The organism is Actinomycetota bacterium, assembly GCA_030682655.1.
GTDB lineage: Bacteria > Actinomycetota > Coriobacteriia > Anaerosomatales > JAUXNU01 > JAUXNU01.
The window spans coordinates 1-22,171 of sequence record JAUXNU010000181.1 but is presented as its reverse complement, the minus strand read 5'-3'; the positions used below and the strand labels follow the sequence as shown (position 1 = coordinate 22,171).

13 protein-coding genes are annotated in these 22,171 nt (G+C 64.6%); all 13 read right to left on the bottom strand.

The features are described 5' to 3' along the window. On the bottom strand, positions 1-1,005 hold the full coding sequence (locus Q8K99_11965) for a DUF3644 domain-containing protein (GenBank protein MDP2183270.1): 1,005 nt from the start codon (positions 1,003-1,005) through the stop codon (positions 1-3). Continuing rightward, the gene (locus tag Q8K99_11960) at positions 998-4,927 is read right to left on the bottom strand and encodes an N-6 DNA methylase (GenBank protein MDP2183269.1); all 3,930 of its coding nucleotides are present in this window, start codon (positions 4,925-4,927) and stop codon (positions 998-1,000) included. Before Q8K99_11960 ends, Q8K99_11965 begins: the two co-directional genes overlap by 8 nt. Positions 4,928-4,929: 2 nt before the next feature. Next, on the bottom strand, positions 4,930-7,755 hold the full coding sequence (locus Q8K99_11955) for a helicase-related protein (GenBank protein MDP2183268.1): 2,826 nt from the start codon (positions 7,753-7,755) through the stop codon (positions 4,930-4,932). Beyond that, positions 7,752-12,926 carry a DEAD/DEAH box helicase gene (locus Q8K99_11950; protein MDP2183267.1) on the bottom strand — a complete coding sequence of 1,725 codons (5,175 nt, stop codon included), beginning with the start codon at positions 12,924-12,926 and terminating at the stop codon, positions 7,752-7,754. Before Q8K99_11950 ends, Q8K99_11955 begins: the two co-directional genes overlap by 4 nt. A gap of 87 nt (positions 12,927-13,013) precedes the next feature. Further along, on the bottom strand, positions 13,014-13,829 hold the full coding sequence (locus Q8K99_11945) for a hypothetical protein (protein MDP2183266.1): 816 nt from the start codon (positions 13,827-13,829) through the stop codon (positions 13,014-13,016). Between the two features lie 142 nt (positions 13,830-13,971). Further along, positions 13,972-16,644: a SpaA isopeptide-forming pilin-related protein gene (locus Q8K99_11940; protein MDP2183265.1), complete on the bottom strand. Its 2,673-nt coding sequence runs from the start codon at positions 16,642-16,644 to the stop codon at positions 13,972-13,974. Positions 16,645-16,648: 4 nt separating this feature from the next. Then, positions 16,649-17,359, bottom strand: coding sequence for a hypothetical protein (locus Q8K99_11935; GenBank protein MDP2183264.1), 711 nt, complete (start codon positions 17,357-17,359; stop codon positions 16,649-16,651). Then, positions 17,352-18,272 carry a hypothetical protein gene (locus Q8K99_11930; GenBank protein ID MDP2183263.1) on the bottom strand — a complete coding sequence of 307 codons (921 nt, stop codon included), beginning with the start codon at positions 18,270-18,272 and terminating at the stop codon, positions 17,352-17,354. Before Q8K99_11930 ends, Q8K99_11935 begins: the two co-directional genes overlap by 8 nt. A gap of 101 nt (positions 18,273-18,373) precedes the next feature. Continuing rightward, positions 18,374-18,685, bottom strand: coding sequence for a hypothetical protein (locus Q8K99_11925; protein MDP2183262.1), 312 nt, complete (start codon positions 18,683-18,685; stop codon positions 18,374-18,376). Between the two features lie 2 nt (positions 18,686-18,687). Beyond that, entirely contained in the window at positions 18,688-19,776 is a 1,089-nt protein-coding gene (locus Q8K99_11920) for a hypothetical protein (GenBank protein MDP2183261.1), read from the bottom strand. A 4-nt stretch (positions 19,777-19,780) separates the two neighbouring features. Then, on the bottom strand, positions 19,781-20,734 hold the full coding sequence (locus Q8K99_11915) for a ParB/RepB/Spo0J family partition protein (GenBank protein ID MDP2183260.1): 954 nt from the start codon (positions 20,732-20,734) through the stop codon (positions 19,781-19,783). A 2-nt stretch (positions 20,735-20,736) separates the two neighbouring features. Beyond that, positions 20,737-21,537, bottom strand: a complete 801-nt coding sequence (locus tag Q8K99_11910; protein MDP2183259.1) for a ParA family protein — start codon at positions 21,535-21,537, stop codon at positions 20,737-20,739. 84 nt (positions 21,538-21,621) lie between these two features. Further along, the coding region (locus Q8K99_11905) for a hypothetical protein (protein MDP2183258.1) at positions 21,622-22,171 on the bottom strand (550 nt) is incomplete at its 5' end.

The window sequence follows — 22,171 nt, the reverse complement described above, 5'->3', positions numbered from 1 at the left end:
TCATCTCCCTAGCTTCTGGCACCGCGCCGAGTACTCCCGCTTCGCCCGGTCTAACGCTGCGGCGTCCAGCGACCTCAAGAACCGGACTACCTCCGAACTGTACTTCGTGAGAACACCACCGTCGGCTTCCCAGCAATACTTCGGGTCCGACTTCAAATCGTACTTCCGCACGATCGCACGGAACACGTACTGCCCAATCGGTACCCCGTCTACGACCAACCCCTGTGCGAGCACATCCTTCTCGCGCAGTGGGTACGCCTTGTTTGGGTCCTTGAAGATCTGAGTCACGAGCATTCGATCCGGGCTGCTTCCGCCGTCGACTCCAACGACCAGGTCGGCAGAGGCAATCTTCTTGGTTGATTGAAGCGACACCGTGTAGGAGGTGAGCAGCCGACCTGTATCGGACCCGTCGGCCTCCAAGTCCCTCGTTGAGGCGGCCAGACTCCGCACAAACTCGACCACCACGGGGTTGGCGGAAGCGTCACCGGTGACACCCGCCAGAAAGGCAATCGGGTCAACTGGCGGCTTGAGGCCAATAGGCATCAGGCTGAGTGCCATCTGCTCCTCAAGGCCTTGGCCAAAGACCGCCTTCAGTACGTCGTTGTAGTTGACCACCGAGGTCTGCCCAAGCGCATAGACAAGAACACTGAAATCGCTCTGGTTATAGAAGTGAACAGCGTTATCCCGAAAGAGAACGAGGTGTTCGATGTTTGCAACCATGCTCGGCGGAGCCAGGCCCGCAGGGATGAGGTCACGAGACCTCGCGACAGCATCCTTCACCGCATAGGACCTGTGGGGCTCGTTGCGCTTCTTCTTGTAGAAGACCGTCCTTTTCGACTTACACAGAATGGCCTTGAGCAGCAGCTCCCACGCGTTCACAACGAGAATGACAAACGTCTCATCGCGATACTGAATCGTCGGTTTGTTGTAGATCTCGATTGCGGCGACCATCGCGGCCTTCGAGTTCATCACCAATCGTCGATAGGAGACATAGGGTTTAGCCATGCGAGTCCCCAGCGTATTCGTCGAACAGCTCTAGGATGCGGCGCTTCGTGCGGTAATCGCCGAAACGCTTCTCGTCGTCAGCTTTGACTATCCAGAAGGTGTCCATGATGTAGTCGACGTCATCGCGCTGGATTCCGTAAAGGTGGAAGAAGGCGGCGTCGAGCTCCGAGCGTAGCTCAAATCGACGATCTTCGTCCCACACAAACGGGTCGCCATCGTAGCCAACGTCCCGCGCAAAGGGCGCCATGTCATGTGATGTATAGACCAGCTCCAGGACCCTGGGCCTAACCCAATCAACGATCGAACTTGCGGCCCATCGCGGGCGTTCGTCGAAGGCACTCGCCTCAGGAACGGCGAGTTGTTTGAGGACGAAGTACGTCATCGAGATGCCACCGGTCTTCTGCCTGGCGATGTAGTCGACTGAGAATGAATCCATACAGGCGAGCAGGCAGGCAGCGATCGAGGCATTTCCGGCGGGCATCACTAGCGGCAGCTTGTGGCCGAATGCGAGTCTGGGCAAGAACGCAGCAATCAAGGTCCTCCGTGAGACCGATGTAGTGACATCCCGGAATCCAAGGAGCCAGGCTCGATCCCAGATACCATCCAGTCGCTTCTCGACTTCGGATTCCTCGACCCAGTATCGCGGCAGCGCCGCGAAGTCAGGGTCTGCGTGCTGCTCGGGCGTGAGCTCGGGCAGCTTGCCCTGGTTCGCCTGGGCCTCGGTCTGGCCGTCGTAGGTGCCAAAACGGTGGTCGAACTGGTGCATCATCTTCGCCTCGTAGAGCGGCAGGTACCTCGAAGCCCCGCGCAAGAAGATGTTGCCTTGGAGTTCGAAACCCTCTTCCTCAAGCTCCTCGTGAGATCGGAACAAGCCCGAGTCGTTCGCCATGTGGAACACCGTGAAGAATCGAACTCCCCAAGGGTTGCCTTCGTCGCCGACCTCCTCGTCAATCAGTACTGGAACGCGACGATACACCCCCTTTGTGATCTCAGCGTCACGGCGAGTCCGGAAGATAGGGCAGGTGCGGGTGTTCGGGTTGATGAGGACAATATCCTCAACAGACAACTCGAACCTGCGCTCCGGGTCTGCGGTTTGCGCGGGCTGCCGCAAAAAGAAGCTGAACTCAGCGATGGTGTCTCTGCGGGCCGCTCCGGACATCGTCAGAAGACAGAACTTCGTCGCATGATGGACTCCGGGGAAGATGAACTCCTCGTTTTCGAATCCGATGAGGCTCACCAAAGCGCCCGACTCCATGGTGTCGCGGAAGAAGTACTTCGTGGTGTCGTCAGTCGCGATTCCGGTGGGAACGATGCACCCAGTACGACCAGTTGAAGCGACCAGCTGGCGATTGAGTTCAGCGAAGATCGTGTATGTGTTCACGTCGCCACGGCCACACAGCGGGTATCGCCCCGAACTGCGAACAACGTGGCTCTCCCCCTCTGCGCGGCGCTTCGCTTCGGCAAACTCAGCCGCGAGGACCGGATGCTCCTCGACGAGCCGAGCTATGAGCGCCTTACGCTTTGCTGCGTTCGCGGCATTCGCGATTTCCGGCGAGCGCGCCGCAAAGAACTCCTTCTCTTGAAGTTTGATCCGCTCCCACGGCGGATTGCCGAGCATGCAGTCGAAGCCACCAATCCATCCGGTCGAGCTGCCATCGGTCGCGGGCGTACTCGAACTGAATACGTCCGGGAACTGGAGATGCCAATGGAACCACTCGTAGGTTTGGGCGAGCTGACTCACTGTTCCGACAATCTCAGCACCAAGCAGCGCTGTGCCATCGCACAAGCCTTCGAACACACCCTGGGTAATCGGTCGAGGAGCATCCGCAGTCGCGGGCCACACGAACGCTGCGCAATACGCATCTGCAACAAGGGAGGTGGTTGAGAACTCTCGGGAACTCGTGAACTTCGCAAAGAGCCTCTCCTTCGCGGCGAGCTGATCAGGCGTCTCATCGGACATCACGTCGATGCGAGCCAGCTGGTCAGCGAGGCTGGCGCTGTAGTCGGCCGGCTCCTCTGCTGCGAGAAGATCTAGCTGGCCGCCTCTCGCCACCTTGTTCCGCGCCTTGTAGGAGGACGCAACCTTCCTGTCATCGCCCTCGATCTGATCAAAGGCACTGTCCGGAATGCCGCCCTTGATGAGCGCAGGCGTGGCCCCGAGAAGCGAATTGCCTTGCTTGAGATGATGGTCGAGGAAGGTCAGCGGCTTTCCCGGCTCGATGGCCTCTAGCCACAAACCTACCTTGGCAAGCTCGACGGCCATGGGGTTGATATCCACGCCGTAGATGCAGCGCGAGACTACATCACGCAGCGCATGGCGCTGTGCCGAGGGCGAGGGCTCATCGTCGCCGGTGCGGACCTTGGCGAGTTCGCGAGCGATTCGATGCGCGGCGGCGATGAGGAAGTGGCCCGAGCCACACGCCGGGTCGCACACCTTGAGGTCAAGAATGGCCTCCTCGACGTCACGCCCTTCCTTGCGCGCTGTCTGGACTCGTTCCCCAAGCACCGGCTCCAACGCGGAGTCGAGCAGTAGACTGATCAGCGAGCTCGGCGTGTAGTAGCTGCCAGTGGTCTTCCGCTCAGACCCGGCGGCGGTGCCGAGTTCAAAGGAGCCGGTCTGGAGGTCTAGGTTCGGGTGCTGTTCAAGAAGTGACTCATAGACGCTCCCAAGTTCCTCGGCGCCGAGGTTCCGATAATCCACGCGGCGTCGCGTTTGGCCATCGGAGACTGTGGTAAGGGCACGGACCGCCTCGAGCAGGTGGAGGTTCGAGACTTGGGAATCCGCTAGCAGCGGATCGCTGTCGCGGAATAGCCCTCCCATAAAGGGCACCCCCAGAGAGTCCTCGCCGTCGCCGGTTGCGAACAGCTCAAACGTGAGCAGGAGCTGCTGCCAGAGATCGGAATGCCCGTCACCCCGTCTGCGCTCCGCGAGTCGGCGGAGACGAGAGACCGAGTAGTACTTGAGATATCGGTCCTTCGCCTCACGCGTCGCCCCGGGGGAGAACACCAGCTCGCGGTCCTCGGTGGCGAAGAGGAAGATCAGACGATAGACGATGCGGAGAACCTGTCGGTAGAGATCATGCTTGTCGAGGTCACCGTCACGCAGGGCGGCCTTCAAGGCAACGTTACCTCGATGCGAGACCAATCCGGTGCCTAGGGCAGTGATGGCGGCCTCAACGCCGCCGCGCAAGGCGTCGAGTGCGCGCGTGCCCTGGGAGCGGCTGGTGGCGACCCACTTCTCAATCCAACACTCCGCGGGTCGTTCCCCCTCGAAGCGCGACTGGTGGAGAAGCATCCAGAGCAACACGAAGTCGTGATACTCCTGGCCCTCGAACATCGCTTCCAGGTCGAACTCCACGAACGCCTGGCGCGTCATCGCGGCGTTGTCACGGAGTACACGCAGGACCCGACCGTTCGAAACGACGCCCCAGAGGTAGTCATCTGAACGGTTGAGCAGCTCCTGGACGAGACCGTGAGGGCTCATCGTCGCAGCTCCAACAGCCCCTCGGGTGCGCTTGTCGAGGTCGATGTTCGCGCCCACGAGGTGTAGCGGGACACTCCCTGCGAGATGGGAGACCGGGTAGGGCTTCCCCTCGGCGGTGATGCCCTTGGCCGCTTCCAGCCGGCCGTAGTTGAGCTCGGAGAAGAGCACGTACAGCCACTTCTCGCGGGTGATCGTGGTCGCGGTGTCATCGGCAGACAGGCGCTGAAGTTGGGCGCGAAACGCCGCCCAGGCGCCAACGAGCCTGAGCCACGAACGACTGGCCGCGTCGTCAATCCGCTCGCGACCCACGAGATGGTAGTCCTCGGAACGCAGCCCCTCGATATCTGACTTGGGTGTCAGCAGGCGCTGGAGGAAGTCCGCGGGCAGGAGCGAACCCTCCGTGCGGACGGTACTGAAGGTGTTCTGTGTCCGGGCCACGGCTAGCTCACCTGCCCGGCGGTCAGCGGGACAAACACGTAGACACCCAGCACATCCGGCGGCAAATGGGTGACTCGGTAGTTAACGCCCTTCAGGCGAGCGGCCTCGCGCATTTCGCGGTACTCCGACTTGAGCGCCGTGGCCCGCTTCCCCGCATCGGCATCCACGAAGGCCGCCAGCTGGCCGGGGTAGGCATCCAACACTCGGCGGATCGACTCGCTCGCGCCTACAACGTTGCCGGATGGTCTCGCTGCCAGCAGCGCGGCGATCTCATCTGCATCAAGCCATTCAGGCGATGCTGGTGAGCCACGAAATGCGAGCATGCCCGAACTCTCTGCAAGCAGGCGGCGCTCGGCATCTCCACGCTTCACATCAACGGAGAATCGATACCGCGTGAGCAGAAGCGTGGTCCGCATAGAGACCGCATCCGTGCGCATCACACCGGCTCGGTGCGCCGGCCCAACGGCGAGATCGTCCAGCGCGGTATCGAGCACCCACGTGGCGATGGCTTCGACGATCGGGTGAGTGCGGTGAAGGTAGATCTGCTCTGGCTTGGCGGAGTCCTCGAAGGTGATCTCGAGACTCTCCCTCTCACGACCGATGAGGTCTCGGAGGTCGATTCTTGCCTCGCGTAGGTCAACCGAGAGTACGCCGACGCCGGTCACGCGTGCACCGGCCGCTTTGAGCGCGGAAATCACAAACTCGCGAACCTCCGCCTGGGAGCCTAGTTGGTCGACCACCTCTGAGAGCTTCGCAGCAACCTCATCCGGCTTGATAGTCTCCTGTGCGAAGACGGTCTTGCGCAAGTGCTGCTCGCGATGCTCGGCGGCGTCCCACTCGGCATCGAGCTGCATCTGCTTGGGCTTGATGAACTCCGCCATGTCGAGTTGGAGCTGCTCGCCCCGCGCCCCACTCGCCTCGCGGATGACAAGGCCCTCGAAGATCGCCTCGACGACGGTCTCGGATCCAGCGGGCACCGGTACCGACACGCCGAGCGCATCGCGAATCGCCTTGTGCTTGCGAATCAGCACCTTCAGAACGATTCCATCTATCGGGTTGTCCTTGCCGAAGTAGGTGACCACGCGCACCTCGGGATTGAGCTGGCCGTAGCGGTCCACCCGCCCCTCGCGCTGTTCGTGTGTGGTGGGGTTCCACGCCATGTCGTAGTGAACAACGGCGTCGAACACGTTCTGCAGGTTCACGCCCTCGCTCAGACAATCGGTGGCGACGAGGACGCGCTGCTCGTGCTCGGCTAGCTCCTCGATGCGAGCCTCGCGACCCTCGGGTGCAAGCCTCCCGGTGACAGCCTCAACCGCGACCTTGTTAGGCAGGCGCGATCGGAGCTCCTCGGCCACGTACTCGGCAGTCGGAATGTAATAGCAGAAGACGATGGGATTGAAGCCGTCCTTCAGCAGGTCCTTCACGATCTTCACGACGCCGGCGAGCTTGGGGTCCTTGTCTCCCTTGAGCAGCTCAGCACGATCTGCGAGTTCACGGAGCTGCTTGCGCTCGGAGCTGCTGAAGCCGACCCTTTCGTCGAGCTCAGCGCCCAGAACCACGTCGCTGGACTCGGTCTCGTCCTCTTCAAAGCCCAACACCATGCTGCGACCCAGCTCGTCAAGCTGATCGATGTTCTCCGTATCGAGACCCGGAGCGCGGTTGCGGAGCGTCTCGGCAGCGGCAGCCGGCGAGGACCCGATCGACCGCAAGAGACTGACGAGCGCCCACCAACGCAGACGCTGAGTGCGCTGGTCGCCACCCTTGCTGGCGCTGTGCCTCGCGTAGGCCACGGCGTCTTCGAAGAGCTGATGGTACTCGGGCGAGAGTGCGTAGGTGAGCTCGGCGTCCTTGCGCTTGGGAAACGCGGTGTCGGTCTCGAGATAGCGCTGAATGTCGCCTCGGCGCCGCTGGACGAGGTACTTCGCGAGCTCTCGTCGGTAGACAGCGTTGTCCGCGCCCGCGAGGTCGTCAGGCATGTTCTCGAGCGACGGCGCGAGCAGCTCAAGTAGAGAGCGGAACGCATTCTGTTTGCCGCTGTGGGGCGTGGCGGTCACGAGCAAGATGTGGCGCTCGGAATCCTTCGCAAGAGACTGAAGCAGCTCGAAGCGCTGCATCCTGCCTCGCTCTTGGGCACCGAAGGCGCAGGTGTGTGCCTCGTCCACGATGATGAGTTCCGGTGCCGCACGCAGGAAGGTGTCGCGGTGCTGGTCGGTCTTGATGAAGTCGAGAGATACCACGGTGCATGGGTACCGGTCGAACAGTGACTCTCCGTGCTCAAGACCGCGTTCCAGGCGACGGGCAGTGGAGGCCAACACGAGCTCGGCGTCGATGTGGAACTTCTCGGACAGCTCACGTTTCCACTGCTCGGCTAGGTGCGGAGGGCAGATGACCGAGAGCCGCGTTACTTCCCCCTGGTCAAGCATTTCCCGGGCGATGAGCCCTGCCTCGATGGTCTTACCGATGCCGACGTCGTCGGCGATGAGCAGCCGGACCGGGTCCTGTCGAAGCGCCATGAGCAGCGGCACCAGCTGATAAGGCCGAGGCTCGCACGCGATGCGCCCAAGCGAGCGGAACGGTCCGGCGCCGGAGCGGAACCCGAGACGCAGGGCGTCGCGCAGCAGCTTGGCTGATTGGAAGTCGCCAGCCTTCTCCGGATCCGGGAGTCCGAAGGCGGCGGGCTCCACAGTCTCAAGGGAAGTCAGCACTCCGGCGCGCTCTTCGTCGGTGCCTCCGAGGGGTCTGAGCAGAAGGAGCTCGTCGGTCGAATCGGGTAGCACGACCCACTCCCGATTGCGGGCACGAACGAGAGCGCCGACAGAGAAGCTCACCTGGAACCTCCGAAGACTTCGGGGAATCGCTTGAGGATTGCGGGCCAATCATCGTCGTAGCGGAACACGATCACGGTGTAGCCGAGGTCGTCGAGGGCATCGCGCTTGACCGAATCATCTGCCGCGGTGGTCTCATCATCGTGAACCGGTCCGTCAATGAAGATCGCGACGGAGTGCTCGCGGTAGAGAAAGTCCGGACGAGTCCCCGCCGCCTCGACCAGTGGCTGCGCACCGGTGGGAAGGCGCAGGCTGGCGTCGCGCAGCGTCTCAAGCCACTTCCGCTCGAGACTCGAATCCGTGAGCCGCATCAGGCGCTCGAAGTGCTCCTCACGTGGCAGCGCGTTAGGTGAGACATCGATCGTTGACTGAGATAGCTGGACGAGCAGCTCCGCGATCTGGAAACGGTCCAGGAGCTCGTGATCCGGCTGGTTGTAGTAGGACATGAGACAGTCATAGCAGGCTGCCGTGCACGGCTCCTTGGCGCCACGCGCGTGTCCCATGTCCTTGCCGGTGGGATCGAAATGGCAGAGCTCAAGCGCGCGCGCCGCGACTCGGGGAAGCGCGGTCGGGTCTTCGACCAAGCGGCGAAGGACACCTGCTCCACCCTCGGCCGCCTCGTAGAAGAGCAGGGCCCGCCGGCCCGCGCGATCCGGCAGAGGCTCTACGGCGAGCTCCGAGTCCTCGAGCTGATAAGTGACCTGGATAGCGCTCTTGAGCGCCGCAGCGAGCGAGGCCATCATCGTCGGATCCCATTCATCGGTCGGTGTGAACACCAGGCAGTTCCGGCGATCCTCAACGTAAGGCACGACCCGCTCGGTGCGCTTGGCTTGCGGCTCGGTCTCGTTCTTGTCAGCGGTGTCCTCAACCTCTTCCGACTTGGCCCACATCCCGGAATCGATGTCGATGAGGAAGCCCTTGACCGCCTGGTCTTTGCGCCGCCTCAGCCCAAGATTCATGCGCCACAGTGTTGCTGAATGGCCGTAGGCAAGGTCAGCGATGGGCTCCCCGCCTGCAGAGGCCACCGCGGTCCGCTTCGAGAGCTCCCCTTCGCGCTCGGCAAAGCAGAACGCCGTGGTTAGTTCGAATCCCTGGCGCTGACGCTCCTCCTCGTCGCTGTTGATCCGATCGCGACGGCGCGTGCCCACGTTGGTGAGCCGGAAGAGCTGGTCGACGGGCGCTGGCAGCTCAGCACCGCAGCTGGCGCAGGTGTCCGGCGCAATCTGCTCGATGGGATGCAGGTATCCGCATTCGGAGCAGAGCTTGATGCTCCGCTTCAGGATCCGCTCGGTGCCTGTGCCCTCGGCCTCAACGGGCAGCACCGCCTTCACAATCTGGTAGCGCAGGCCCTCGTGGTAGACATAGGCGTTGGGGCCAAACTCCGAGATCGCCAGGAAGCGCGGCCGCGACAGGAACTCATCGGTCCCCCTGCCTCCCCGCCTGCCTGGGATGAATGCGGAAAGCGGCAGACGCGGGAAGTTGTAGCCCGGAAGGAAGCCCTCGCTCGCAAAGTAGCGATAGCTGTAGAAGTCCGATTGCATGATGCGGTCGTTGGAGGCCAGCAGGAGACCAAGCTGCGCCTCCGCCTCGGCTCGAGCGGCCTTGGCGCTGTTCTTGTCCTTCTGCGAGCTCGACGCGTCGAGCATTGTGCGGTTGGCCCGGGCCTGTTGCGCCATGGCGGCGCGATAGAGCTCACGCCACCGGTCGCACGCATCCTGGAAATCGCGCGGCAGCGCTCGAACGACCCCGCCCAGCCACTGCTCGGCGTTCCAGTCGGCCGGCAGCATCTCCACGGGGATGGAATCGAGCACACGGCGAGCGCGTTCTATGGTTCGCGACGCGGCGGTACTGTTCTCGAGCTTCTCCAGGACCGCTGGCAGCACTTCGAGGGACGGTGTGTCGCCCTCGACATCGAGCACCTTTCCGAGCGAGCGACCCAATGCGAGGCCAGCCTCGTGTATCCAGATCGAGTGGACGTGAGCCCTGAGAAGATCCTCGTTCGACAGGTCCAATCGAGGCGGAGTCACCTGCCCGGAGACCATCTCCTCCGGCCGACGGAAGAAGTACTGGTCGTGCGGGCTGCCAGCCGAGCAGTAGGTGAACACCAGCGCCGGCTGACCGCTTCGTCCCGCGCGCCCGCTACGCTGGGCGTAGTTCGCCGGTGTCGGCGGCACGTTGCGCATGTTGACGCAGTTGAGCTCGGAGATATCCACGCCCAGCTCCATCGTGGGCGAGCAGAACAGCAGCGGAAGCTTCGCCTCACGAAACGCCTCTTCGCGGCGCTCGCGCTCCTCGCTCAGGACCTGCGCTGTGTGCTCGGCGGCACGCATGTCCTTGAGAGTGGATGCCTTGGTGCGGTAGTAATCCACGAAGAACTCGTTGACCCGCGCGCCTTCCGCAGGCAGCCGCGGCACGCGCACTGGGTCATGGGCGGGCGTGGTTCCATCGCCCGGAATCCAGCGCATGGCCGCTGATTGAAGCTGATACCCGGGAACGTCTTCGTCCCGTTCGGCATCGATAACCTGCTCAACGAGACCGGCGCTGGCGAGAACATTCAACATCTGGCCGATGATCAGCTGGCAGTCATCTCGGGAGAGGGGCTCGCCTCCGCCGAGTTTGCCGTTCTGCGAGATATAGCGCGCAAAACCGGATCGCCCTGAGACGAACTCATAGGATCGATCGTCGGCCTTGCTCCGAGTGCGCGGGAACACGACAGTCGCGTATTCGAGGTTCTCAGTGCTGAAGTCCCAGGGGTCGCACAGGTTCGTGTAGGACTGCGACTTCATCTGCTCGAGCCGATTGGGGTCGAGGAATTGGACCTTGATGGCGAGCACGCGCCGCATGTGATCGAGCAGGGCTTTGGAGACTTCTTCGCGCAGCTCAGGTGCTGCTTTCAGAAGCGCCTCATGGCAGCCCGCCCAGGATTCCTCGTCGGCGCACAGCTCCGCGAGGTCCTCGTACTCGACGCGGAGCAACCCGCACTGCTCGAGGTTCGGTGAAGTCAGACGCCAGCCGCGCTGCATGTCGCGGTAGAGGCGGTAGCCAATCACGTCGAGCAGAGCTTCGCGAGCGCGGCGCTCGGCGGCGAACTTGGCCTCAGGCGCGGCGGCGTAGTCCATCGGCGTGAGGCCCATGGCGTGCATCACGCTCATGGTGAGCTCCTGATGGCCGAGGCCCTCCTCGCCAGCATTCAGCGCGGCGTGGTAGAGACCCGAGCGAAGCAGGCCCACCTCGACGAAGTCATTGAAGTGACCCGCTTGGAGCGCGGCGTCCTGGCGGTTGTCGGAGAAGCTCAGGAGCTTGCGGGCCTTGGGGCTGAGGGACTCGTCCGCTCGGAGATTGCGAAGCGCGGTGATGGCGAGAATGGTCGTCGCCGTGCTCCGAGCCTCTGTGCCGAGGGTGGCCAGCTTACCGAAGTCCGAGCGGATGTTGGAGCTGTGCGCGACGCCGCACTTGAGGCAGAACCGGAAGGGTGCTGGGACGAACCATGCCTCGGTGCCGCCTTCGCCGAGAGTGCCGTCGCCGTTCACGTAGACGCGCTTGGGGAGCTGGTCCCGATAGTGTCGCTTGAGGCGGGTTGCGCCGTTGTGTTCCTCGGTCCACGTCTGCGGAACGAGGTCCACCAGCTCCTCTTCATCGTCATCGGGCCAGGGCGCCGTGGTGCTCACGTAGAGATAGCCCGGCCTGATGGAATCGGTCTTCTCGCGGTCCCTCATCTCCCGCTTGACGATGCGATCCTGGTCGTCCGGATGAGATTCGAGCTGCGCGACATAGTATTCCTGGCCACACTCACGGCAGAACGCGAGGGGCATGAGAACCTTTGCGCGTGAACTCGGTGCGAAGCGCTGTGGCTCCGTCGTGATCTCGCGCGATTCTGGCGGTTCGAGTGTCGCGTAGACGGTGTCCCCGCGGCTGATGAACTGATGGAGACGGAACGCGAACACCGGGCTGTCGGTGTCGGGGTCGTGGACGTGGTAGCCGGTCATCAGGCAGTCACGGATCGCCTCCGCGCAGCGTGCTTCGGACACCGAGCTCTGCTCGGCGAGCAGTGCCGCGGCCTCGCCCACGTTTCGCGGTGTCTGGCGGATGATAACGCCGGTCCCTGGCTCCTCCGCCAGGCCGAGCGTGGTCTCGATCCAGGCAGCGAGCGGGTCCGCCGCAAACGCCTCGTAGGTCGTCGGGGCGGTGACGCCGGCGCCGAGACGGGCACCGAGTTCTGCTGCCGTCGGAGAACCCGATGTGGCTCGCCGCAGGGTCTCCCCGATGACGCATTCAGGTTTGACTGTAGCGCCGAAGAGCGTCGTCGCGAGCCGCGCTACCTCGACCTTCTGCGCCGCCACGGTGCCCTCGCCGGCAAGCGTTGCCGATGTCCCGACGTGCTGGAGTGTGGGCGACTCGCATGCCTCGCGCACGCGGCGCATGAGCATTGCCACGTCAGAGCCCTGGCGCCCCCGATATGTGTGGAGCTCGTCGAATACGAGGAACTGCAGTCCACGCATCGCCTTGACGAGGTTGCCTTCGTCGGGACGGGTCAGGATGAGTTCGAGCATCACGTAGTTGGTGAGCAGGATGTCGGGAGGATTCGCGATGATCTCACGCCGCTCCTCGTCGGACTCCTGGCCTGTGTATCGCCGCCATGTCACCGGTTCGCCGCCTGGCGGATAGCCGTGCTTCAGGAACTTCTCAAGTTCGCCAAACTGGCTGTTCGCCAGTGCATTCATGGGGTAGACGATGACTGTCTGGATGCCCTTGCCGCTCCCGCGACGCAGCACGTGGTCAACAATCGGGATGATGTAGGCGAGGCTTTTGCCGGACCCGGTACCCGTAGTCAGGACGTAGTTCTCGGCGCTGCGTGCAACCCGAATCGCATCGTCCTGGTGACGGTGGAGATGCATTTGCTCACCGAAAGAGCCCTGGCCAGTGCCGGGGGTCTTGCTGCGGCGGAAGATGCGTGAGCACTCGGAGTGGAGGATGCCTGCGTTCACCAGGTCATCGACGCTGCCGCCGCGCTCGAATGCCGGGTTCAGCTGAACCTTGGGGTCGGGCCAGAGAAGACCCTCTTCGAGCTTGGTATCGACGAGCTCGTGGATGCGGTCATCCGCGATGTTCATGAAGCTTTTGGCATACTCCGAGAAGTCGCCAACGAGTCGCTCGCGCAGTTCAAATACGTCCACACTGCCCCCAGGGGAAGAGGTACGCCGACCCCTCGGACGGCGCTTACTCCATCGTAACCTATGGGTGCGACATGAAACGGTGTTTGGTTAGGCCCCGGGCTCGATCAGCGCGAATGAAACGGCGCTCCCAGAAAGTGGCTCAGCGCCCGTCCAGTCGCCGTGTGTGAGTTCCACAAAGGTAGATGGGATGCCCGCCTGAGCGAGCGCCGCAGCCGTGTCCTGAATGCACGCTCTGGTTCCTGCGGGAACCCCTCGTCCGGTCGCGCTCCAACGATCCCAATCCCGCCAATAGCGATCCGGTGCTGCCACCACGATGCCAACCGGACGCGGCGACTCGGCAGGGTGGTTGTTCGGCCATGTGCGGTGGATCTCATCCGAGAGGACGGTCCAGTTCGCCTCAACCGAAACCGCATAGGCGGCTGCCTCAAGCAGCGCCCGCAGTGGAGTCTCAGGACTACTCGCCTTCTTGAGCTCAATGACAACTGGTCGCCCGCCCGAGTCCAGGCCCAGAAGGTCGATCGATCCCCAGCCTTCCGAGTCCTTCTTTGCCATGAGCGGGACCTGCCGACCAACAAAGACGTCCCATGGCATATCGCTTCCGGAACGACGCTCTCGGTAGGCTTCAAGAACAGCGAACTCCAGAAGCGTCTCTTCGGAAGGCCGAATCTCGCCTGGCCTTGCCTTGGAAACCCCCAGCTGGTCTGGAGAAAGCCGCGTGGTGGTGGCACCGAGCTGGAAGCCCTGCGAACGACTGCGCCTATGCACCGCTCGGCGAGTCGCCTCGAGTATTGCTTCGAGGTTCTCGACAACCGACTCCGCCGCCGAGGCCATCCTCGTCTTCGAGCAGACGTCTGGATGGTCCTTCAGGCGGTGCAGACTCTGGCACTCGATGTCCCGACGCATCAGACCCCCCCAACCCCACCCGAGTGTGCCCGAAAGCACGTTCGTGAAGAATCCCAGTCTACAGGAGCGGTGGTGGCCGAGATCGAGAGGGGAAGCGCAGCACCCCCGGTGGGGGGCCGGGGGTGCTGCTTCGGCGGGGCCTCTAGTCGATCAGCTCGGCATGCACTAGCAACTTGCCGTCCTCAACGTGATACGCGCACGTGGAGAGCGTGAGCGTACGTCCGGCAGGATCCGGCCGGAAACCTGGATCCAGAATCGAGCGATCCGCCCAGCGCGCAATGCGATCCGAGTACGGCCGCATGACTGGGAACGCGAACGCGTCGTCGGAGCCATCGGCCACACGCGCCGAGTAGACGAGCCACGTCCCGCCGTTGCCGGCTGCATCAACGTACTGGATGAAGGGATGAGCCGCCCAGAAGTCCGCGTCCCCATATGAGGCGAGAACGCCAAACATCGAGCCGTCCCGCACGTTGTGACCGTGGAGCAGCGTCGCCCGCGAGCTGTCGCCCGCATAGCGCGGCGAGCGGTAGTCGGCGAAGATCGCGCCCCGCGCATCGGCATCGCCATCCGCCGCGTGTGTGAGGTAGTTCACGTTGTCCGTCGTCTGCACCACCGGCTCATGGAGGTCGGTGCCGGGTATCGAGAGGTAGCCGATCACGTCCGGGTTCGCAGCCTTCGCCTCGAGGAGCCGGGAGTAGAGCTCGGCATCCGAGAGCAGCCCGTAGGTCTCGCGGTCTTTCGCAGTGAGCCGCGCCCGGCCGTCATCGCCGGTGCGCACCTTCAGCCAGCCCCCGGAGAGGGTCTGCCGGTACCAGTACGTGACCAGCAGCTTGCCGTCGACGAGCTCGGTATAGGGTGCGTAGTCGGCTGTCACGTACGAGAAGCCCTCGATCGGCATCTTGTCGAGGCCTTCGGCCCGGACACGCGGCATGTACTCGGTGCCGATCTCAGCGTTGTAGCCCCACGCTTTGGCGATCTCCGTGCCATCCCAGATGTTCCGGTACCGCAGCATCACCCCGCCATGGTTCACCGGCAGAACGTCGTCAGTGAGCTCAAGGGAGATCACGGCCTCGTCCTCGCGGATCTCAAAGAAGTGACGCGTGGGATTGAGCGCGTGGCCGACAGGCGCGGTCGTCTCGACCGCGTAGTAGCACCCGTACTCGAGCGGTTCGGATCGTGCGACGCCCTGGGCGTCGGTTGTGAGCGTCGCGGCTGGATCCGCCGGATCCTCGGCCGAATCGAACGGTGCGGCGAGCGGCGATGTATCGCGCACGCGCCAGATCTCGTAGACCGCGCCCGGCAGAAGCCGTGCGTCTTGCCCGTCCGAGCGCTTCTCGATCCGGACCGTGCCACGGGTGCGGGCGTCCGTGCGCGAGATCTCGAGCGTGACCGGCGTGGTCCGGTCGATGGAAAACGCGTACGGGGTGGGATCAAGCACATGCCCGAGCGGGGCGACCGTCTCGACGAGCTCGTAGTCGCCGAACGGCAGAGGCTCGCTTTCAGCCGCGCCGTCGGTATCTGTTGTGAGAGTGGTGACGACGCTGCCCCCCGCCTCGCGGATCTCGTAGACCGCTCCTGCGAGAGGTTCGCCATCCTCCCCTGTCTTGAGCACACGGACCGGCCGCAAGGCACGTTCGTTCGTGAGCCCAAGCGCAGCGGTGCCGCCATCGGGCACCGTGACTGAATGCGGCGTCACATCGAGCAGGTAGCCCTGCGGAGCAGTCTGCTCCCTGACCGTCCAGGTGCCAGGGGCAAGCCCGGTGAACGTGAGATCCCCCGCTGCGTCCGTCGTGCCCGAAGCGACGACGGTGCTGTTCCAAAGGAGCTCGAAGACAGCGCCGTCCAGCGGCGCGCCATCGACCACATCGGTCTTGGTGATCCGCAAAGCGCCGGAGCCGGACCCAACGGGAACTGCGGCCGAAGCAGAGACCTGGAAGCTGGCGGCCTGGGCGGATACAACGCGCTGGTAGGTCGAAGAACCGGGGGCGTAGTAGAAGATGTTGGCCGGCACACGGCTGTCGTACCCGTAGAGGGTGAGCGAGACCGAGCGGCCGATCCAGGCTGCGGTGCAGGGCACGGAGACAGTGAGCACGTCTCCGGCATAGCTCGTGTAGCCGGTGACGGTGACCCCGGCGGGCGCAGCGACCGTGTAATAACCGTTGAGGTCGTTGAACGACACCGTCGTCTGGCCGACAAGCCGCGTGTAGTCCGCGTTCGGCCGGAGCGTGACGGCCGCGGCGCTCACGCTCCGGGCCGGAAGGACCCGGCTCCGCGCCCCCGTCACCAGGTCGATTGTCCAGCGGAACATCTGCTCAGATCCTGCGAGACCCGGAGCGGGCCGTAACCGCGACCACGTCGCAGCGTCCTGCGTGTATGTGCTCATGTCCATGAACACGTATCCGACGCCGGCCGCCTCGCGCATCCACGCACGGATGGCGTTCGCGGTGGCGTAGCGCGCCTGCGTCTCGGTCAGGCCGGCCGGGGTCACGTACGGGTACCCCCGGTGAAGAATGGACTGCAGACCAACGTACGTATTGAAGTTGTAGAGCGCGGCCGCGTCGAACAGGCCGTACGTCGAGTTGTTGAGGGGGAAGTCCTTCGCCTGCTCGAGACAGTAGGCAACCTGCCCGTCGACTGTGTGGGGCGGCGTCTGGAGATCGTGCCATGAGCCCGAATAGTATGCGTCGTAGTACGACGTCCCCGCGCCGCCCGTCGACACGGTGGCCGCCGAAGCCGTGCCAGGCAGGCCGACCGCCGACCCGCAGAACAGCACGAGGGCAAGGAGTGCGCGCGTGGTGAGCGTGCGTGTTGCCATGGAGCTACTCACCGCCCTGCGCGACAGCCCAGAGCGTACCGTTGTAGAGCACGAGCCCCACGCCGAGGCGTGAGCACGAGCCGAGTTGCGGACAGTGACCGTAGAGAGCGCCGGCCACGCCTCCCCCACCCCCGCCAAGCGCTGTCATGCCGTCACCGAAGCTGGCGCAGCTCTCCGGCGCGTAGCTCGAGTGCGATAGCGCCGAGGCAAGCGCCATGCGCTTCGCCTGGGCGATGCACTGGCTTTGGAGTGTGCTGTCATAGGTCGCCGACGGATTGATGTAGCTCGCGATTGACGCGCCATACCCGCCGATGACCTCGGGTGCCGCCGCAGCGGGCGGCGGTGTGGGCGCAGGTGCGGGCGCAGGTGCCGGCGCAGGTGCCGGAGCGGGCTTGCTCGGACTCGGCGCAGTCGTCTTGCCCGCTGAGCTCGCAGACCCGGTCTCGCCCGCGGGGGCTGACGCCTCAGGCGCCGCGACGGCCACGACCATCTCGGTGGTTTCGACCACCTCGGCAGGGGCCGCTGTCACCGTATCCGGCCACTCGTCCCAGTAGACCGCATACCCCCAGACCGCGGAGGACGTGGAATCCGGCGTGTTACCCGCCGCACCTCCGGCGTTCCCGGCGTCTGGCGCACTCAAGGATGCAGCCACGGCCACACACCCACACACGAGTGCGGTGAGAACAGCAGAGACCAGTACCGGGTGCTTACGCATCTTCGCCCTCCATTTCAGCGTCACCGGGCTCCAAGCTGGTGTCATCCTCGTCGAGCGCCCTGCGGCGTCTCCGCCGCCAGTAGACGAGCACCCCGAGGATCGTCGTCGCGGCAACGGCCCCGGCCGCAATCCACGGCACGAGCGAGGCGGGGTCGTCGGCAGCCGTCTCGACAGCTTCAGCGGCGGTCTTCGTCACAGCTTCCGCCGTTGTCGGAGAGCGGTAGGTGGCGATCCCGTCGTGGACGAGCACGTCCGGCAGGGCCACGTCCCCGCCGTAGACCGCTCGCTGGACCTCGGCGACCCGCTCCACGGTGTAGCTCGCCTCGCGAACAGTCTTGTCCCCGTCCTTGCGCGCCGACCCCGTCCATGAGGTCTCGACCAGCCGGTAGACCGCAGGGTCATAGTGCAGCGCCTCGAGGAGCGCCCGCGAGACCTCAACACCAGAGATCTGTGGCGTCGGCGCATCGAAGCGGACCGACACCCCCGGCGCGAGCTCGTAGGCCGCCGTGTCGTAGCTCGTGTGGACGAAGACCTCGATCTCCCGACCGCGCGTCGACGCGCCGGCGCTCACCAACCGCTCGAAGCGAAGCGGCGCGTCGACCGTGACCCGCGTCACCTCGTCGTGGTAGAGCGCAGCAAGCGTGGCCGGCGGCTCCACCTGGCCCACCTGCGCGCCAAAGTCGTACTCGACCTCGTGCCAGACGCTCCGGTCGCGTTCGAACCGCTCCGTCCACTCGATCCTGTCGAGCACATAGACCGTGCCGCTCTCCTCGACCGACGGCGCGAACAGCGCATCGTCGGGCTCTGCTACACCGATAACCTCACGGGTCACTGGCCCACCCGCGCCAAACGCAGGCGCGCAGAAGACCAGCGCCGCGACCACTATCGCCACTCCTGAACGAACGAACCGCAATGAGATCCCTCCTCGAGCTCCCTGTCGGCGGAATCGTACGTCAACGCTCTGACCGTCTCTGACTTTGTGCTCAGCGCCCCTTGGCGCGTCTGCGCGGCGTCCTACTTGAGGCGCAGGATCGACCGCACAGCGCTCGTCAGCGAGTCGAGCATTTGCGGGTGGCGAAGAAGCCAGGTAAGGGCGAGCGAGACAGCAAGCGCGCCAAGGATCGACAGGACCCAGCCACCGATCGTCTCAAGAGCCCGCGCAAGCGGGGTGGCAGCCCTGCGCCTGCGGGCGCGGTCGCGCTCGATCGCCTCAGCGACCTTGCGCGCCTCGAGTTCGCCGGCTCGCTGCTCTGCAGCGGCACGTGCCGCGCGGGCATCCCTGTCGCGGCGCTGCGCCACCAAACGCGGGCGGCGGGTGGGGAGCATCGCTAGGCCTCCCGCCCGATCGCGGAAACGATCGCGGCTAGGTCAGCTCGCGAGGCCCCGTCCTTCCAGTCGCTCGGGAAGGCAACCTGCACGCACGACAAGCCCGCCAGATCCTCGACACACAACGCGAAATCGTCCTCTGTCGCAAGCGTCACGCAGTAGGTGAAGCCGGCGATCACGTCCTCGGGCTCGCTGCTGACAATCTCGCTTATCGGGCCGAGCTCCCACTCACACCCGCCGAACACAAGGCAACGCACCGCTCCGAGCTTGAAGGTGTCCGCAGAGTCTTCGTAGACGCCGGTGTCCCACACGACGACCTCGGCGTCGACCAGGTCCCCCGGTGTGACATCGCTTGCGAGCATCAGGCCGTCGAAGTCGGCGCGCTGCCCTCGGCCCAGTCCGTCGAAATCGAGCTCATAGGTATCCCCCAGCGCCGCCAGCGTGACTGCCGGCACGATTACGGCCGCTCGCAGCCCTTGGGCCTGCAGCACACGGCCGAGAGACAGCGCGAGGTGCGTGGTGCCCACGCGGCGCTGCGCTCCGGCGACGGTCACGACCGGCGTTCCAACCCACTTGACGCGCTCGACCTCCACGACGCGCTCCACCACGTGTGGCTTGACCGATGCCGCCGGCCACATGAAGCCGCCCCTAGCTGGAGCCGGCGCGTCCTCGCCTCGCCAACGCATCGCGTCGGCGTAGCTGGTCTCGGTCGAGAGCACCATCGCAAGCGTGGCTGCAAGCTCGCTCGGCGACGCGGCCACAATGTCTCTGACTCCGTCGTTCAGCGCCGAGATGACGAGGGGCTCGCCAGGGCGCGTGAACTCGTCGACAACGAGCAATATGCGTACGGCATCGCCGCGCACCAGCCGCACGGCCGCGATCGTCGAGCGCACCGCAGTCTCTGACGGACTGCTCGCCGCATCAAGCACGAGCACGCTTACCCCGGCGTTTGCCGCAGTGCCGCCCGCGTCTTTCAGCGTGTCCACGTTGGCGATGGTCGTGCCGGCGAGCACGACGCCGGCCTCGAGCGTACCGGTCGTGAGCGCTCCGGCCCGGCGCTCGTCGCAGGTGATGATCCATGCTTCAGCCATGGTGCTAGATCCCTCTCTTGGCGGTGATGGCATCCAGGAGATCGGCGACGGCGGCGATGCGTGGCGTGAACGTGGCGATCTCATCTGGCGTGGTCTGCTCTAGGTTCGAGACCTTCTCGGCAGCACGTTCCAGCGCGGTGATGAGCTTGTCGGCGTCGGGAGCCTTGGTCACGGTCGGCTCCTTGGACGTCGCCGACTCCGTCAACGCGGCGACCTGCGCGCCGCTCAGCGCGCCGTCTTCCCCCGACTCGATCTGTGCCAACACACGTTCTTGGACATTGATGGGCTGCTGCGCGAGCTCTCGTGCCGTCGTGAACGTGATACGGCGCTCGTCGAGCAATGCGCGAAGACCCTCGATGAGCTTGGTCAGCGAACGGTAGTAAGCGACGGTGCGTGGCGCGAGGTTGACGAGTTCGGCGATCTTGCCGTCCGTCGTCGTTCCCGTTTCAAGGCGCCCCGCCTCGCGAAGCTCGGCGACAAGGCTTTGGGCAAAGGTGATCGTGTGGATGCGTTCCAGTGTGGAGAGGTCGCGCTGCCGAACATTGGTGGTGAGCATGAGCACACCGGAGTCCAAGTCATCGGAGGGCACGAGGTGGCAGGCCACCTGCCCGAAGCGCCCACCATGACCCTGCTCGACGAGCAGCGAGAGCGCCGCGTGGCGGCGATGGCCAGCCACGATCATGTACTCGTCCTCGAGCTCGGGATGGGGACGCACGACGGGGTAGTGGGCCAGTCCGTTGGCCTCTATATCGCGCGCCAGATCCTCGATGCCTCCGAGCTCGAACACCTCGTTGTTGCGCGGGTCCGGGTGGAGCTGGTCGAGGGGCACGGTCACCGACCTATCTGTCCTCTGGCCGAGCAGGCTGGTTGGCCGCGCGGAGCGTGCGGCCACGGCCGCCACGCGATCCCTGATCACATCGCCCTGCTTCGCGCCGCGCTCGATCCTCGGTCGCCCCATGCCTAACCCTCCTGCCTGATCAGATGCTCGACGAGTTCGGTGTAGTCGGCCGCGCCATGGCTCTTCGGCGCGTAGGACAGCACGCTTCGACCCTCGGCGTGCGCCTCGCCGATTGCCACGTTCTTGCGAATCGCGAGCGGGTAGAGCAGCCCGGGGAACTGCTCCTCGACGGCTGACGCGATACTGCGGTGCAGGCCCGTACCACCCTCGTACTGGGTGAGCAGGGTGCCAGCTATTCCCAGGTCCTCGTTGACGCCAGCGTCGATCGTCTCGGCGATGACAGAGCCCAGCATCCCAAGTCCGCTGACGGCGAAGAGCCCCGGTGTGACCGGAACGATGACCTCACTGGCGTAGGCGAGCGCGTTGGCGGTCATGATGCCGAGAGACGGCGGGCAGTCCAAGATGATGTAGTCGTAGGCGTCCTGCACACCCGGCGCCCGTGTGCCGCTTCCTGGATCGCGTCGGCCCTTCAGGGCGCGGGAGAGAAGGAAATCCCGGCCCGGCCGACCACCGAGATCGTAGTCGGCGCGAGACAGCATCTCAGAGGCGGCAAGCAGGGCGAACTCCGGGCCTGGCACAATTGCCTCTTCTGCGGTCATGCCATCCGTCAACACGTCCCACAGGCTTCGCGCCGGCGGTGCGCCGAGCACGCCGGTGGTCAGGTGGCACTGGCCGTCGAGATCCACGACGAGCACGTCGCGTCCTTTGGCGGTGAGCCCTGCCGCGACGTTCCAGGCCGTGGTCGTCTTCCCGACGCCGCCCTTCTGCGAGGCGATGGCGATCCGCCTGGTCGTTCTCTGCATTCGTGTCCCCTTCATCGATTCGCGGGCAGCGCCCACTTGAGCGTACCGAGCAGCCATTGGCACTACCTTTCCGGGAGTGTTCTTCTAAGACGACAGCCCGTCGCGTGGGTCGAGCGTCATGCCGCGACCCCCGTCCGTGCGCCCTGTCGGGCGTGTGGCTCGTCCGAGCCTGCCCCAGTCAATCCGTGCAACCTCCTGGGCCGCCGGCGAGCTCTGTGGGGACAGATGCCGTGACACCTGCTCGAGCAGGTGGAGCGTGGCCGCGGTCTGCTGCAGTCCCGCCGAGAGCTCGGGGAGCGCGTTCTCGTTGCGCCACGCCGCCCACTCGGACGGGCGGAGCGCTTGGGCTTCTGCGAAGACGGTCGCGATGCGGGTCGCCGTAGCCTCGAGCGGCTCGTCGCCCCGACACGACTTGACCATCACGCTGGCGGCCGTGTTCTCGTCGATCCCCGCGGTCATGAGAGCTCGGGCGTAGAACACACGTGTCGGCTCGGGCGCCCCTTGGAGCAGGTGGTTGCGGGCCACCAGCGGAGCAGTTCGTATGATGCCTTCGCCCGTCCTCAGGAGCTGGATGCTCACGGCGGCCTGCAGCACGTCGGGAGCCAGTCGCTCTCGCACGTCCACCTCTGCGTTG